The organism is Pseudomonas sp. SDO52101_S400, from assembly GCF_054071635.1.
The window spans coordinates 72489-87304 of the sequence record NZ_JBSVWF010000003.1 but is presented as its reverse complement, the minus strand read 5'-3'; the positions used below and the strand labels follow the sequence as shown (position 1 = coordinate 87304).

Annotated in this window: 13 protein-coding genes; 1 reads left to right on the top strand and 12 read right to left on the bottom strand. The window is 63.0% G+C overall.

Features of this window, described 5'->3' with window-relative positions; genetic code table 11:
• The first annotated feature begins 45 nt into the window (after positions 1-45).
• Complete coding sequence (locus ACW9HX_RS01950; protein WP_457379288.1) at positions 46-852, top strand: class I SAM-dependent methyltransferase; 807 nt, start codon at positions 46-48, stop codon at positions 850-852.
• A 49-nt stretch (positions 853-901) separates the two neighbouring features.
• Here ACW9HX_RS01950 and ACW9HX_RS01945 read toward each other — a convergent pair whose 3' ends face one another.
• The 12 genes from ACW9HX_RS01945 to ACW9HX_RS01890 all read right to left on the bottom strand — a co-directional run bounded on the left by ACW9HX_RS01945 (position 902) and on the right by ACW9HX_RS01890 (position 14814).
• Entirely contained in the window at positions 902-1594 is a 693-nt protein-coding gene (locus tag ACW9HX_RS01945; protein ID WP_457379287.1) for an N-acetyltransferase family protein, read from the bottom strand.
• Positions 1595-1709: 115 nt separating this feature from the next.
• Entirely contained in the window at positions 1710-2501 is a 792-nt protein-coding gene (locus ACW9HX_RS01940) for a ChbG/HpnK family deacetylase (RefSeq protein ID WP_457379286.1), read from the bottom strand.
• On the bottom strand, positions 2473-3657 hold the full coding sequence (locus ACW9HX_RS01935) for a GNAT family N-acetyltransferase (protein ID WP_457379285.1): 1185 nt from the start codon (positions 3655-3657) through the stop codon (positions 2473-2475). The genes ACW9HX_RS01940 and ACW9HX_RS01935 overlap by 29 nt, the downstream gene beginning before the upstream one ends.
• 4 nt (positions 3658-3661) lie before the next feature.
• Entirely contained in the window at positions 3662-4351 is a 690-nt protein-coding gene (locus ACW9HX_RS01930) for an N-acetyltransferase (protein WP_457379284.1), read from the bottom strand.
• A 71-nt stretch (positions 4352-4422) separates the two neighbouring features.
• Complete coding sequence (locus ACW9HX_RS01925; protein ID WP_457379283.1) at positions 4423-6342, bottom strand: hypothetical protein; 1920 nt, start codon at positions 6340-6342, stop codon at positions 4423-4425.
• Positions 6339-7658, bottom strand: coding sequence for a lipopolysaccharide biosynthesis protein (locus ACW9HX_RS01920; RefSeq protein ID WP_457379282.1), 1320 nt, complete (start codon positions 7656-7658; stop codon positions 6339-6341). Before ACW9HX_RS01920 ends, ACW9HX_RS01925 begins: the two co-directional genes overlap by 4 nt.
• Positions 7655-8656 (bottom strand): polysaccharide deacetylase family protein, encoded by a 1002-nt coding sequence (locus tag ACW9HX_RS01915; RefSeq protein ID WP_457379281.1) that lies wholly within the window; start codon positions 8654-8656, stop codon positions 7655-7657. Before ACW9HX_RS01915 ends, ACW9HX_RS01920 begins: the two co-directional genes overlap by 4 nt.
• A gap of 13 nt (positions 8657-8669) precedes the next feature.
• Positions 8670-9806 carry a glycosyltransferase gene (locus tag ACW9HX_RS01910; protein ID WP_457379280.1) on the bottom strand — a complete coding sequence of 379 codons (1137 nt, stop codon included), beginning with the start codon at positions 9804-9806 and terminating at the stop codon, positions 8670-8672.
• Positions 9799-10767: a glycosyltransferase gene (locus ACW9HX_RS01905; protein ID WP_457379279.1), complete on the bottom strand. Its 969-nt coding sequence runs from the start codon at positions 10765-10767 to the stop codon at positions 9799-9801. Before ACW9HX_RS01905 ends, ACW9HX_RS01910 begins: the two co-directional genes overlap by 8 nt.
• Positions 10764-12134, bottom strand: coding sequence for an O-antigen ligase family protein (locus ACW9HX_RS01900; RefSeq protein WP_457379278.1), 1371 nt, complete (start codon positions 12132-12134; stop codon positions 10764-10766). Before ACW9HX_RS01900 ends, ACW9HX_RS01905 begins: the two co-directional genes overlap by 4 nt.
• Positions 12131-13225, bottom strand: a complete 1095-nt coding sequence (locus tag ACW9HX_RS01895) for a glycosyltransferase family 4 protein (protein ID WP_457379277.1) — start codon at positions 13223-13225, stop codon at positions 12131-12133. The genes ACW9HX_RS01900 and ACW9HX_RS01895 overlap by 4 nt, the downstream gene beginning before the upstream one ends.
• Positions 13222-14814 carry a GumC family protein gene (locus ACW9HX_RS01890; protein WP_457379276.1) on the bottom strand — a complete coding sequence of 531 codons (1593 nt, stop codon included), beginning with the start codon at positions 14812-14814 and terminating at the stop codon, positions 13222-13224. Before ACW9HX_RS01890 ends, ACW9HX_RS01895 begins: the two co-directional genes overlap by 4 nt.
• Between the last annotated feature and the right edge of the window lie 2 nt (positions 14815-14816).

Below are 14816 nucleotides of genomic sequence, written 5' to 3'. Positions count from 1 at the left end.
ACTAGACTCGGGCCGCTCAATCAAGAGCATCGTGCGGAGTGCGCCATGGAAGTGCCAAACAACAAGAACGCCATCGAAAGCAATCGTCAGGCGTGGAACGATTCTGCCCGTCATCACCAGGATTCCCCTGACTGGCAGGCTTTGCTGAAAGAGGTCACCCAGGCTGACTTTTCCTGCCTCGACGAAACCCTGCGCGGGCTGCTGGAGCAGGTCGGTGTCGCTGGCAAGGACGTCGTGCAACTGGGCTGCAACAATGGCCGCGAGAGCCTCTCGCTGTTCGCGCTGGGTGCGCGAAGCGTCGTCGGTGTCGATCAATCGGCGGCGTTTCTCGAACAGGCCCGGGAGTTGAACAGCCGTTCGCCGCACAACGCCGAATTCATCGAAACCGATATTCATCACCTGCCCGAATCATTGCGCGCTCGCTTCGACGTGGCGCTGATCACCATCGGCGTCCTCAACTGGATGCCCGACATCGGCGAGTTCTTCCGCCACGTCGCCTCGACCCTCAAACCGGGCGGGCAGCTGGTGATCTACGAAACCCACCCGTTCCTGGAAATGGTCGATCCCGACGCCGAAGATCCGTTTCGCCTCGCGACCTCGTATTTCCGCGAAGAACCATTCGTGCAGGAAGAACCGATCGTCTACGTCGGCAAGGTCGAACAACAGGCCGCGCCGTCGTACTGGTTCGTGCACAACCTCGGCGCCATCTTCACCGCCGCCATCGAGGCCGGACTGAACATCGCGCACTTCAAGGAATACCCGCATTCGAACCGGGAAGAGGCGTATGACCAGTATTTGAACCGCGAGGCGCAGATGCCGATGTGTTTTACGTGGGTGGGGGTGAAAAACTGAAGTCCGAATTGAGCGTTATGAAGGCGGCCGATTGGCCGCCTTCTTCAATTCAAGCCTGCGCAGCCGCCGTCACCACCGGCCGCCCCGGTTTGCGCAACGGTTCCAGACGCGAACCTTCATAGCGCGTCTCGCGGAAGAACCGCCATTTACCAAACAGGCCGTAGACGTGGGTGACGCGGCCCTGTTCGTGATAGCCCATGCGAATGTGCAGCTTCAGCGCCGGGATGTTGTGGGTTTCGCAGACGTCCACCACCTTGTGGCAACCCTGGGCGGCCATGGCTTGCCAGAGGGTGACTTGCACGTCCACCGACAGGCTGCTGCCAAAGTAGGCGCGGGTCATTTCGCCGCCGAATTCGAAGAACTCGCCCGGTTTGACCGGGAAGTTGCAGCCGTAATAGTGACGGTCGTGATAATCCCGGGTGCTGCCCCAGATGAAGGCTACGGCGTGACCGTCGGCGTCCAGGTACATGTGCCCGGTGTGGCCTTCGCTGGCGAGTTCGGCCATGGTCTGCACGCGGTCACCGAAGTGTTTGGCGAAGGCGCCGGCATTCTGCGGCGTGATGTCGACTTTGCGCAGGCCTTCATAAGGGCGCAGCTTGTGCGGTGGCACCGGGCTGATCAGGTCGCGTTCCATCCACAGCAGTTCCCAATGGAAGAACACGTAGCGTTTCCACAAGGTGCCGAAGGTGCGGCCCAGGCCTTTTTGCTTGATGCGTTCGCGCAGCTTTTCGATGACGCTCATGATGCCCTCCGTGGCCGAAGCCCGGGTGTTTTTGGATGTGGCTTTTGTGGGTATAGATCAAGCTGGCAAGTTCATTTCAAAGTGCCATCTTCGAAAGTATTGCCAGTTGTGTAACTCAATCGAGTGCCGCGGCACCGCTTAGAAAATCCTTGTTCAGGTCGGTGTAGGAGATCCGTGGAACGCCCGCCAGCCGCTGCTCTAACACGCGGCTCAAGGACTCTCCGGGTTGTAGATAGGCATCACCGAAATCAGCCCCGAGCTGATTGGGATGCGCGACGATTTCCAGCACACCGTCGGTCGGCGCAGGCTCGTTGCGCAGGTCGACCGGGGTGCAGACGTAGTCCGCTGTCGCACCGGCCAGTCCTTGCAAACGTCGGTTGAGCAAGCCTTTGAATATGCGTTTCGGCAGGCTGAGGTTTTGCCCCAGATTGCGCGCCAGCCTCACCGGTACGCCCTGGTGGGCGGCGAAGCGCGCGACGATCTCGCCGATCGGCCAGATGTTGTGCACGTGCTGATGGGAATCGATGTGACTCGGGCGCACGCCATGATCGACACAGCGTTGCCACTGCGCCTGCAATTCCTCCTGCACCGCCTCGCGATCCGCTCGGCCGAGCCACAGGCTGTGCCGTGGCAGGTTGAGGTCGAATACGCCCTGGCTGTCGCAGAAGGTGGGGCGGGCGAGAATCGCCTGGCTCAGCGGCCGGCCATACGTCAGGTTGAAATGCAGGCCGATCCGGCCCTCCAGCACGTGATGGCGGGCCATCGCGCAGGCGGCTTCGAACGCCGGCATGTTGGCCATGGCCGTGGCGGAACTGATGACCCCGGCCTGAAACGCACTGAAGATCACCGCGTTCTCGTTCGGGGTCAGGCCGAAATCATCAGCGTTGACTATGACTTGGCGAGGCATGTTCGCCCTCCATGGTGATGGCGCCGGGTTTGACGGCGGGTTTGGCGTTTGCCGTTTGACGCCGGGCCCGCCACTGCTGCAGTTTCGGTTTGAGCCGTTGCCAGACGCGCAGTCCAAGCCCCAGCAACAGACCGCTCGGGCGCCAGGAGTAGAAGCTCCAGCGCCAGTGTTCCAGTTGCCCGGTCATGCGTTCGTGCAGTTGATGGCTGGAGTTCTCCAGGCTGACCCGCGAGGCATCGATCCAGCGCCAGTGATCCTCCAGGCCCCAGCGAATCCATTCCTCCAGCAACACCCGACCGCTGCCCAGATCGGCGTATTGCGGCAGGAAGGCGAGGTTGTAATCGTAGAGCCGGCCCTGTTCGAGCAGGCCGAGCCGGTAGCTGATGCAGCGCCCGTCCAGCTCCAGCGTGACCACGCGCACCAGGCCTTGGGCGGCGAGGGCGGTGAAGGCGCTTTCGATGCAGCGGCGGCTGCGTTCGCTGGCGAAGATGCCGACGCCTTCGTCGCCTTTCCAACTGACGGCTTCGACTTCGCTGATGGTTTGCAACAGTGGGCCCATGGTCAGGGCATCCGGAATGATCCGCCGCACGATAGCGCCACACGCGGCAATGCGTTTACGCGCACGGCGCAGTTTGTAGCGTGGATCGCCGGAGACTTCCTGAAGGTCGGCTTCGCTGATCAGGTGCACAGGTACGCGACAGCTCAAGCGCCGTTCGCCGGTCGAGCTGCGCGCCATCCATTCGGTGAGGGCGCTTTCTTCCCCCGCCGGCTCAGACAGCTCGTTGAGTTGCAGCAAGGCGTGGGGGATGCGCTGACGGATGAGCAACAACGCCTGGCGCATGTCGTTGGCCTCAAGCACGGACAGCAGCGCCAGCCGGTCCGCCAGCGGATAACCGAGGTGATGCACCACGCAAAAGGGGATTCCGCCAAAGCGTTCACGGCCGGCCACCAGCGGCAGGCACAGGCGCAATTCGTCCGCTTCCCAGCCCAGCAGAATGTGCAGATGCTCACTCGCGTCGAGTGTCTGCTCTGCCGCGATCAACCAGCCGAGGCTGTTGAACGGCGTGTGATCCGTCACCCGCAGGCGCAGCGCTTCATAGGCCGCTGCCGGGAAGTCAGGTGCGCACAACGAGGTGCGCCATTCGAATCGCGCCATAGGCTCAGGTCGCCGTTGCTGTGACGGAGGGACGGGAAGGTTTGCGCAACGCGTCCAGACGCGAACCGCTGTAGCGGGTTTCACGGTAGAAGCGCCAGCGGGCGAACAGGGTGTAGACGTTCATGATCCGGCCTTGCTCGGTGTAGCCCATGCGCAGGTGCAGCTTGAGCGCCGGGATGTTGTGGAACTCGCAGACGTCCACGACCTTGTCGCAGCCCTGGGCGGCCATGGCTTTCCACAGTTCCAGTTGCAGGTCCACCGACAGTTCGGTGCCCCAGTAGGCGCGGGTCAGTTCGCCGCCGAATTCAAAGAACTCACCGGGTTTAACCGGGAACATGCAGCCGTAGTAGTGCCGGTCGAAATAGTCCCGGGCGCTGCCCCAGATGAAGGCCACTGCGTCACCCTGATCGTCGAGGTGCATGTGCCCGGTGTGACCTTCGTTAGCCAGCTCGGCCATGGTGCCGACGCGGTCGCCAAAGTAGCGGGCGAAGGCGCTGGCGTTGTCCGGCGTGATCTTCACCACCCGCAGCGGCGGGTAGGGTTTGAGGCTGTGGGGCGGCACCGGGCTGACCAGGTCGCGCTCCATCCACAGCAATTCCTGATGGGAAAAGACGTAGTGCTTCCACACCTTGGCCAACGTGGCGCGCAGGCCTTTTTGTTTGATGTGCTCGCTGATTTTTTTCACAACGTTCATGGTCGTTACTCCTGATGACGTGGCATCGCGCGGCAAGTGGCCTGCGCGGCAGGACATCAACGGACGGTTCATCAAGCGCTCCAGCTCAGAGAAAACAGGGTTTGCCCCGGCAACTCGAAACGCACACGACCGTCCTGGCAGCGGAAGGGCGCGTCGCGGCTGCGGTTGTCGGCGCCGAAGTAGCGCAGGGCGCCGTTGTTCAACGGGCACTTGGCCCCCGCCAGATCGACACGCTGCAAGCGCGTGCCCTTGTTGACGCCCAGCAACCCGCGCTGATCGTCGCCAGCCATCGCCAGCACATCGACTTCAAACGCATCGTTTTCCAGCCACAACACCTTGTGCAGCCAATGTTGCTGGATGAACTGCTGGGCCAGGCCCACCGGTTTGAGTTCGAAGTGTTGTTCATCCGCCGAGACGCGCAACATGCCCTTGGGGTATTCCGGCTCATCGGCGGCCTGAAACCAGTTGAGCATCGTCAGCAAGCCGTCCTGGGAGGCGTTGATCACCACCGAGGCCCACCACAGCGAGGTGTAATGGGTTTCCTGATCGTAGGGGCTGAGGCTTGAGCCGCTGGACAGATTGGTCTGATCCAGCAGCAAGGCCTTGCGCGGCTGGCCCTTGGCATCGAGGCCGACCAGATCGGCGGCCCGGCGTACGCTGTCGCGGTAGACGCGGGTGGCGAGCAGGTCGCGGATCATCCATTCGTGCCACGCCAGTGCATCCACCTGATCGGCGGACTCGCCCAGCAGGCGCCGGGCCCAGTCGATGCCGCGTTTGTTTGCCGCGTTGTCGGCGAACGGGCCGTTGACCAGCCGCGAACTGGCCGGCATCGCAATGCGCACGCCGGCCTTGGCATTGGCCGGATCGCTGCGCACTTGGCGGGCCATGCTGGTGAAGATCGAGCGGTATTGCTCGTAACTCGAATAGTTGAGGTTCGGTTCGTCGGCAAAACCGATGTAGTGCGTGCCTTTGCCTCCAAGCCGTCGTGTACTCGTGAGCCAGGCGTCGAGGCCGCCGTTGCTTTGAACATCGGCGCGCAGGTCCGCCTGACGCTGGCTGCCGGCGAGCAAAGTGATGTCCTGACGAATGCCGAAACGATCCTGATAGACCTGGCGAAACGCATCTTCGAACTGCGGTTTTTTCGCCGTCACATCGACGAAGCTGTAGTAACTGGCGGCCGTCGGTTTCAGCGCATCGAGCGCCGCATGACTGGCGGGCGGCGGCATCACATAGGGCAGGGCGATGCCCAGGTCCGGCGTGCGGCCGAGGACTTTGTCGTGCAGGGTCAGGCGGGTCTGGCCTTCGTCTTCGCGCAGCGGTTTGAGCTGCTGCGGATTCTGCGCGAACAGATTGGCCGTGCCATCGAGCCAGAACGCTGCTTTGCCGCTGCCTTGCAGACGCAGGCGCCAGACTTGTTCGCGATCGCTGACCGGCAGCGCGACCTGATCGAACTGCCAATAGGCGCGATAAGGTTTCAGTGCCAGCGACAACTGTTGGCCGTCGCCGACCCGCTGCGCTTGCAGGGCGCTGACGCCACCGTGGAATTTGCCCGCCAGCACCGCGTGTTCCCCCGGCGCGATCTTGAAAAACAGCTCATCGCCGTCACGGGTTTCCGCGCTGAAATGCACCTTGGCCGGGGCGAACAATGCCACGGTGTTTTCGTCGTGCTCGACCCGGTAATTGCGGAAGCTGTAGCCGGGGATTTCCAACTGATAGCTCGCCGCGCCCGGCGCCAACGGCCAGCTCTGGCTGCCACGGGTTTCGCTGGCCTTGATGAAGCGCTCGCCCTGCAATTTGCCCTGTCCGTCGAGCAGGTACAGGTGCTCTTCGTTGGCGTCCGCCTGCCACGCCGGCGCCCAGCGCACGGTCACGGTGTCAGGGCGATCCGCTTGCAGGTACAGGCTGCCGTCACGAATGTCGCCCCAGCGCATCGACGCCGCGAAGGCGTCCAGCGACAGACCGAGACCGAGCAGCAGGGCCAGGCGTTTCATGCGGATTTCCGTTGTAAAAAGCGACGCTGCAACATCAGCCACATCGGCGCGATGTCGGCGGGCAGGATGATCAGGGTTTGCCAGAACGGCACGCCACTCAACCGGCAATACAGCACCAGCATCGCCACCGTCACGGCCAGATAGGCAATCGACGAGGCTGCCGCCGCACCGACGATGCCGTAGACCGGGATCATTACCAGGTTCAGGGCCAGATTGAGCAGGGCACCGAGGCCCATCAGCAATGACACCGTGCCGGGGCGATTCTTGCCCAGCAGATCGAGCCGCAGAATGCTCGCGTAGCACAGGCCCAACAGGCCCGGCAGCAACGCCAGCAGCGCCGGATACGCCGGTTGGTAGACTACGCCGAACAGGGTGACGATCAACCATTCGCCGATCACGGCCATGGTCAGGCAGGCGCCGAGCATCACCGTGGCGGTCAGGCGCAGCGCCAACGGGGTAACTTTGTCCATGCCTTCGTCCTGTTGCAGCAGGCGTTTCATCAGCGGCGTGGTCACCGCTTCCGGAACGATCAGCAGCAGTTCGGCGGCGGCGCTGGCCATGGCGTAATGACCCAGCGCGGTACTGCCGAGCAGGGCGCCGATGAACAGGTAATCGGAGCGCAGGATGACTTGCTGGAACAGCAGATCGGGATGGCTGCGGGCGCTGTAACGCAGCAATTCGTTCTGGCTGGCGCGATCCCATTGCAGTTGCAGCGGCTGTGCGCGTTTGAGCCAGACCCAACCGGCCAGCACCACCAGGCTGATCCCCGCCAGCCAACTGATCAGCGCCGCTTCCAGGGCCGCTTCTTTCCACATCCAGAACAGCGCGAGAAACAACAACAGCGGCGCCAGGGATTCCACCAGGCGCAAGGCGTTGAAGGCGACCACGCCGCCGGAGGCATTGTGCAACGTCAGCAGGCCGCTCTTGAGCACGGTCAACGGCACCGCCAGCAGCAACAGCCAGGCCAGCAGGCCGAGTTGCACGGTCACGTCCAGTTCACTGCCGAACTCGCGCACCAGCGCTACCACCAGCAAGGTCAACAGCCCTGCCAGCAGACAACCGAAGACCAACACCTGGGCCAGCAGCAACCCCATCGGCCGCTGCTTGGCGGCTTGGTAACCGACGGCGGAATTCAAACCGCCGCTGGTGGCCGCGCTGATCAGGTCGGGCAGGGTGCTGAGCAGGGCAAACAAGCCGCGCTCGCTGGGGCCGAGGATCCGCGCCAGCAACACATTCCTCAGCAGGCGCAGGGCGATCATCGCCAGTTTGGTGCCCATGCTCAGCGCCAGGTGCTTGAGGTAACTGCCTCGACTCATGGTCGCGCCCCGCGAAAGATCCGCCACGACAGCAGTTCCGGATTGCGCGCGGTGCGTTGGCTGACGCCGAAACGTGGCAGGTTCAGCGGATCGCCAGCGCCGCGATAGATACCGCTGCCGGTGCCGAGGGCGAACGGGTAATCGTGGCTGGCAATCTGTTCGCGAACCCGTGCATCGTTGTCGCCGTTGGGGTAGCAATACACCGGCAACGGCCGGTTGCAGCCGTTGTGCAGGGCGTCGCGGCTGCGGCTGATTTCTTCTCTCAGGCGCAGGTCGTCGAGTTGGGTGAGGATCGCGTGACTGGCACCGTGCGGGCCGAAGCGCACCAGCCCCGACGCTTCCATGGCCCGCACCTGATGCCAGTCCAGCGCCTGGGGCTGTGACTCTGGCGGGCACTCGTCGGTGAGGCGTTCGAGCATTGCCGGGTCAGAGCTCTTCAAGCTTTGCAGATAGTGCAGCAACGTCAGGCTGCGACGATCTACATCGATGTCGTCCATCAACACCGGCAGCGGGTGGTGCATCGCCTGCAAGCAGTCGATCAGGTGCATGCGCGGTTTTTCACCGTGGCTGCCCCACAAGGTTTCACCGATGCTTTCCCACCAGAAGCGCTGACGGCTGCCGATGAAGTCGGTGGAGAGGAAAATGCTCGCCGGCACCTGATGTTTCTGCAGCAGCGGGAAGGCGTTGGCGGCGTTGTCGCGCCAGCCGTCATCGAAGGTCAGCGCCACTTGCGGGCGCTCGCTGCGCAGGGCGTTGGGCTGGAGGACTTCCATCAGCGGCACGCAATCGAAATGCTTGCGCAGCCACACCAGCAAATGCTCGAAGGCTTTCGGCCCGACGCACAGTTCGTTGCGGTGCGGCAGGTCGGCGGCGCGATCGTTGGCCAGCACCCGGTGCAACATCAGGATCACCCCGGCGCCGTGCAACTGGTTTCGCCCCACGGACGAGTTGAGATACAGCCAGCCACTGGTGCGTTTTATCAGTTGTTTGATCGCCATGGCTTGAGCCCTCTCAACGGTTTTGGTCAGGGTTCCACTGGGCGTAACGCTGGCCGCGCAGGAACTGCCACAGGCCGATGCTCATCCCGGCCAGTGTCACCAGCAGGAATGCCGCAAGGCGGAACGGTTTGGGTAGGCGGTGTTGCGAATCCAGCAGGCCGGCAATCGCGATGGCGTAGCCAAACAGTTGCGCGATCAGGCTCAGGCGATAGAAACCGTGGTCGTCCCACAGCCAGAAATTGCTCAGCAGCAACGGCAGCAAAAGAATCGGCGCCAGACGCCGGATCAATTTGTGGCTGATCAACGCAATCGAATACAGCCCGTGCTTGAGCGGATTGAGCAGCTCACTGCGCTGGGCCAGGCTTTGCAATCCGCCGACGGTAACTCGCTGACGCCGACGGAACTGTTTGTCCGCTTCATCGACGCCGTGGTCGATCACTTGCGCTTCGGGCACGTAGACGATGCGTTTGAACTTCACTGGCGCGCAGGTGCTGATGAAGAAGTCGTCGTTGACCTCCGCCGGCACGTCCTCGAACAACTCGCGACGCAGGGCGAGCAGCGCACCATCGGCCGAGACCATGCAACCGGTGCGGTTCTCGACCCGCCGCAGCCAGCCTTCGTAATGCCGGTACAGGCTGTCGCCGACACTCAAGCCACCGCCGGTGACCGGGATCACCATATGCCCGGCGCAGGCGCCGACTTGCGGATCGCTCAGGGGGGCGAGCAGGTAGCCGAGGGTTTCCCGCGACCATTGGTTGTCGGCGTCGGTGAACACCAGAATATCGCCCGTGGCCAAAGCCGTGCCGGCATTGAGTGTCGCGGCCTTGCCCTGACGCGGCAGGTCGAGCACGGTGATCCGTGGGTCGACGACCTTGTGCGCGCAGGCCACGGTGTCGTCGGTGGAGCCGTCACTGGCCAGAATGATTTGCAGGGTGGCCGGCTGATAATCCTGAGACAGCAGCGAGCGCAGCTTGTGTTCGATATGCCGCGCCTCGTTGTGCGCGGCGATCACGATGCTGATGTTCAGCGGTGGCGCCGGGCTGTGGCGCCACGCCGGAAACAGCGGCGCCAGCAGCGTCAGCAGCAACGGGTAGCCGATATAGGCGTACACCGGCAGCAGCAGGCACATCCAGAAAATGAACTCAGCCACGGGCAGGCCTCCTGGCGTTCCAGTGACACAGACTGAGAACGAACGCGGCACCGGCCAGGTGCAGGCGCACCCAATGCAACCCCCACAATTGCAGGGTCAGGCCGAGGTCATGCTGTTGGCGACTCTGGCGGATGCTGAGCACCAGCGCCGGTATCGTGGTGATGGTCACCATGACGGCGGCGTGATGGGGGAAACCGTTGAGCAGCGCGGAAATCGCCAGCAGATCCAATAGCCACGCCGCCAGCGACAGCAACGGGAAACGCAACAGGCGCAGGCTGAAACCATGGGTGCGCAGCAGTTGCAGGTGACTGCCCTGGCGCCACATTTCCTTGCCCATCCATTCGCGCCAGTTCATCTCGTAGCCCCAGTGCAGTGCGACGCTTTCGTTGACCGACAGCAACCGCGCACCTTGTTCGCGCTGGCGCAGGGTGAACTCTTTGTCTTCGCCGGTGCGCAGGGTTTCGTTGAACCCACCGACCTTGTCGAACCAGCGTCGACGCATCAGCAGGTTGGCACTGGGCAGCCAGTCCACGGCGTGAGCCGCGTGGCTGACCGGACGCTGGGTTCGGCGTTGCCAGGCCACGGCGTACCACGGCGCGGCGGCGGGGGTGTGCAGGTCCAGCCCGAACACGTCGGCGTGACCTTCGGCTTCGAGGGCGAACAGTCCGGTCAACCAGTCTTCGGGCATCTCGATGTCGGCATCGATGAACGCCAGCCATTCGCCGGTGGCGATGGCGGTGCCGCGATTGCGCAGGGCACCGATCAGCAGGCCCGGCATGACCAGGACCTGGGCGCCGAACTGGCGGGCAATCTGTGGGCCGTCATCCGTGGAGCCGTTGTCGACCACGATCAGTTCGCACTCGACACTGGCGGCGTGGGCGGCTTTTTGCGCGGCCAGCAGGGTGCGGCCAATGTGCCGGGCCTCATTGAACATCGGAATGACAACACTGATCCGGCTCATGCCCGGGCCTCCGTCAACGGTGCCTGCTCGGCTTTCAGGCGCAGGACACTGGTCAGCGCGAGCATGATCCACACGTACTTCTGATTCGGTGCACTGAGAAACATCAGGAACAGCGTCAGTGACAGGAAACTCACGCCGAGGTGTGTCATCAGATCCGCCTGTTCCCAGTCGCGTCTTTGCATCCAGGCGCGGCGTGCGCGGATCAGGTTGTACAGGCCCAGGCCGAGCATGCCGACGAACAGCAGGCCGGCGGGAACCCCCAGTTCACTGAAGATTTCCAGGTAGGTGTTGTGGGCGCGGCGGTACAGGTCGCCGATCTTGCGGTTGGCGGAAAACGCCTTGGCGTAACCGGTGGTAGCGTAGTGCAGCGGGAAGGTGCCGGGGCCGGAACCGAGCAGCGGATTTTCGCGGATCATCTGGCTGCCGACCACGATGTACGAGGCGCGGCGTCCGAGGGATTCGTCGTTGTGCCCCTTGGCTCCCGCACTCAATACACTGAGGGACTGGATGCGCGCAATGTAGCCTGCAGGCATCGCGTAGATCGCCAGTGGAATCACGATCGCCGCGCCGAGCATCGCAAAGCCCAAGTGACGCGGACGAATCCGCGACAGCTGCGCGCGGTAGTGCCAGCAACCGATCACCAGACTCAACGCCAGCACTACCAGCCCGGAGCGGGATTCGGTCTTGGTCATGCCGCCGAGCAACAGCAGGCAGCAAGCGCCCCAGAACAAGCGGTGCAGCAGGTTCGGGCCGCGAATCACCAGCAGCAGGCCCAACGGTACGGCAAACGCGATCAGCAGGGCGAAGGCGTTCGGGTCTTCGAGCAGGCCGGCGGCGCGGCCCTGATCCTGGAATTTGGTCGAGAACATCGCCATGGCGCAGGTGGCGCTGACGCTCAGGGTCACCAGTCGGGCGAACAGGTCGAGGTTCAGTTCGCGGCCGATCAGCAAGGTGATGACGAACAGGATCAGACCGACGCTGAGTTCGCGCAGGTGACCCAGCGACATGCCCAGGTCATCGGTGTTGAGCAGGCTCAGGAAGTACAGAACCATGAACCAGATCAGGTAGCGCCAGATATTGCTGCGCAGGCGTTCCGAGGGAATCTGGTGCATCGCCAGTTGCAGCATCAGGATCACCGCCAACGACGCGCCGATGAGTTTGCTGCCCGACAGTGAACTGTCCTTGAAGAAGCCCTCGAACGGCACCAGTGCGGCGATGCCGAGCAGCCCCCAGGTCGGCTTGCGGTACAGCACCGCGAACCCCACCAGACCGAGCACCGCGCCGGGTGCCAGATACGGATAAGGACTGGCCAGCAAGGCGATGCAGACCAGACCCAGCAGACTGACGATCGAGAGCGGGAAAATCATGCGCGTGCCTCCCGTGCCGTGCGGATGTACAACTGCGACCAGCGTTCGGCCAGGGCCTTGAGGTCGTAGCGGTCCTGTTGCGTGCGTTTGGCGTTGTCGCGCAGTTTGCGCGCCAGCGCGGGTTGACTCAGCAGCGTGTCGAGCTGACGGGCGAGGGCGCTGCTGTCGGCCGGCGCGGCCAGCAGGCCGTTATGTCTGTCTTCCAGCACATCCGGAATCCCGCCGACCGCGAACGCCACCACCGGCACCCCGGACTGCATGGCTTCCAGCAAAATCATCGGCGTGCCCTCAGTGCGCGAGCTGATCACCAGCGCGTCGAGTTGCTGCCACCAGCGGCGCATGTCGGTCTGATAACCCGGCAGACGAATGCGCTGTTGCAATCCGGCGGCGTTGATCCGCGCCTGAAGCGCCTCGCGCTCCGGGCCGTCGCCGAGCATCACCGCGTCGAGTTGCGGATGCTGGTGACACAGCGGGATCAGCGCATCGAGAAACAGGTCCGGGCCTTTTTCGCTGCTCAGTCGGCCAACGTAACCGGCGAGCCAGCGCTGATGATCGGCTGCCGGCATCGGGTCAGCGACCGCCGCCGGCAGACCGTTGGGGATCACTTGCAGCTTTTCTGCACGGACGCTGGCCTGACGGTGCAGCACCGCGATGCTTTCGGCCACGCACACCACCCGATCCACCGATGCCGTGCGGCACAGTTGCAGGCTCAGCCAGGTGTAGAACTTTTGCTTGCGGCTGCGCGGGGTGAAGCCGTGCTGGGTGATCACCAGTGGCAGACGCAATAGCGACGCGCCAATCCAGCCGAACAACAGACCTTTGAAATTGTGGGTGTTGATCAACGGATATTCCGCCCGGCGCTGGCGCAGATGCCCGAGCAATGCACCGAGCCCGGCGCAACCTTGTGCATCGACGCCTGCCTCGCGAAAACGCTCGATCAGTTCCGGCGGCGCATCGAGAAACAGCACCTGATGCTGCCCCGGTGTCGCCAGGCAATGATCCAGCAACATCCGCTCGGCCCCATAGAAGCCGCCGCTGCTGAGCAAATGAATGATCGGCAGGGCGGCGTTCGGGGAGGACGGGGTGCTCAATTGCGCACCCAGTGCACGAAGCTTGGCACGGTCCAGTTCTTGTGTGGATTGCCCGGCTGAGTGCTCTGGTCGTTGATCACCAGCAGCACAGGCAGGCCCAGTTCGTGGCTGATTTGCGCCGGGTGTTTGAAGCGGTGATCGAAGAACTCACGCACGTAGACCAGGGCAATCGCCAGCAGCAGGCCGGTGAACAGGCCGAACGGAATGATCAGCAGCGGTTTGGGGAACGCCGCTTCGGTCGGTTCGAACGGCGGGCTCAGGACCCGGGCGTTGGACAAATCGTCGTTCAGCGAGCGGGTGGTGCTGCTTTCGGCGAAACGCTGGGCGTAGGTCGAGAACGCGGCGTGCAGGGCGTCGATTTCGGTGTCCATCTGCCGCAGCTTGCTCTGGGTCTGCTGCAACTCGTGGATACGGGCCTTGAACTCGGCGATGCGCGCGGTTTTCTGATCGATCACCTGCTGGACAACGGCCAGGTCATTGGTGCGTTCCTGGATGCGGTTGCTCACCACTTTGAGGAACTGCTGACGGGTGCGGGCGATCTGCTCGCGAGTCAGCAGCATCGGCTCGCTGCCGGGCTGGAACACTGCCAGGTCATTCATGTAGCGGCTGACCTGGGTGGTCAGCTGCTCGCCGAGCTGTTTGATTTCCCGGTCTTCGAACGCCACGTTGTCGACGGTGGTGGTGAAGGTGTAGGGGAAGGTGTAATCGTTGAGTTTGTTGTTGCTGGCGGCGGCCAGGCTGGTTTTCAGGTACTCAAGCCAGCGTTGGCTTTGCAGCAGACGATCCCGATACAGGTTCAGCGCCTGTTCTTCGGTGTTGATTGCGTTCAGGCGGAAGGTGATTTCTTCCTTCGGATCGGACGCGCCGACACTTTCCAGCAAGGCTTGCCGGTTGCCCTCCAGACCATCGAGGCGCACCTGGTACAGGTGTTTTTTCGACTCGTAGAACGACTGCGGCAGGTCGATCGATTGCAGCGCCTGACGGCTCACCAGATAGTTTTGCAGCAGGGCGGAAACGAACGTCGTGCCTTGATGCGGATCGGGGAAGCTGTAGACGATCGAGATCACGTTGGAGCCGGGCAGGGTCTCAATCTTCAGGCTGTCGATGGCCTGTTGCGTCAGCGCATCGAGGGCGGTGTCACGCACAGGATCCGTCTCCAGCCCCAGCAGGTTGCGCAGCGGGTTGATCAGGTACTGGCGCAGCGGCGAGGTGATGTAGCGCTTGAACGGCTCGCCGATCAGCCGGGCGAAGACGCCGGGCGACGGGGTGTATTCACCCTTGTCGCGCAGTTCGCTGATGGTCTGACGGATCAGTGCCGGCGAGCGCAGGATATTGCTTTCGGTTTCCATGTCCGCCAGCGACGGCGGGATGAAGGTGGCGTTGTCCACGGTCAGCGACGTTGTGGCGTCGCCCTGGGAGAGTTTTTTCGACTGCACGATCACCTGGGCGGTGATATCGAAGCTCTGTTTGAGCACCAGCGGCAGCAACAGTGCGATCACTGCAAAGATCAGGAAGACACGCTTCACCAGTCGCTTGTTGGCGAAGAAGATCCTGAAGAACTCATGCAGGTAGTTTTCCTTTGGATTCATGT

Excerpts from the sequence above, each read along its gene's own strand:
- ACW9HX_RS01940 (WP_457379286.1), bottom strand. The coding sequence starts at position 2,501 with ATGCCTCGCCAAGTCATAGTCAACGCTGATGATTTCGGCCTGACCCCG.
- ACW9HX_RS01905 (WP_457379279.1), bottom strand. The coding sequence starts at position 10,767 with ATGAGCCGGATCAGTGTTGTCATTCCGATGTTCAATGAGGCCCGGCAC.
- ACW9HX_RS01920 (WP_457379282.1), bottom strand. The coding sequence starts at position 7,658 with ATGAGTCGAGGCAGTTACCTCAAGCACCTGGCGCTGAGCATGGGCACC.
- ACW9HX_RS01930 (WP_457379284.1), bottom strand. The coding sequence starts at position 4,351 with ATGAACGTTGTGAAAAAAATCAGCGAGCACATCAAACAAAAAGGCCTG.
- ACW9HX_RS01935 (WP_457379285.1), bottom strand. The coding sequence starts at position 3,657 with ATGGCGCGATTCGAATGGCGCACCTCGTTGTGCGCACCTGACTTCCCG.
- ACW9HX_RS01915 (WP_457379281.1), bottom strand. The coding sequence starts at position 8,656 with ATGGCGATCAAACAACTGATAAAACGCACCAGTGGCTGGCTGTATCTC.
- ACW9HX_RS01950 (WP_457379288.1), top strand. The coding sequence starts at position 46 with ATGGAAGTGCCAAACAACAAGAACGCCATCGAAAGCAATCGTCAGGCG.
- ACW9HX_RS01890 (WP_457379276.1), bottom strand. The coding sequence starts at position 14,814 with ATGAATCCAAAGGAAAACTACCTGCATGAGTTCTTCAGGATCTTCTTC.
- ACW9HX_RS01945 (WP_457379287.1), bottom strand. The coding sequence starts at position 1,594 with ATGAGCGTCATCGAAAAGCTGCGCGAACGCATCAAGCAAAAAGGCCTG.
- ACW9HX_RS01900 (WP_457379278.1), bottom strand. The coding sequence starts at position 12,134 with ATGATTTTCCCGCTCTCGATCGTCAGTCTGCTGGGTCTGGTCTGCATC.
- ACW9HX_RS01925 (WP_457379283.1), bottom strand. The coding sequence starts at position 6,342 with ATGAAACGCCTGGCCCTGCTGCTCGGTCTCGGTCTGTCGCTGGACGCC.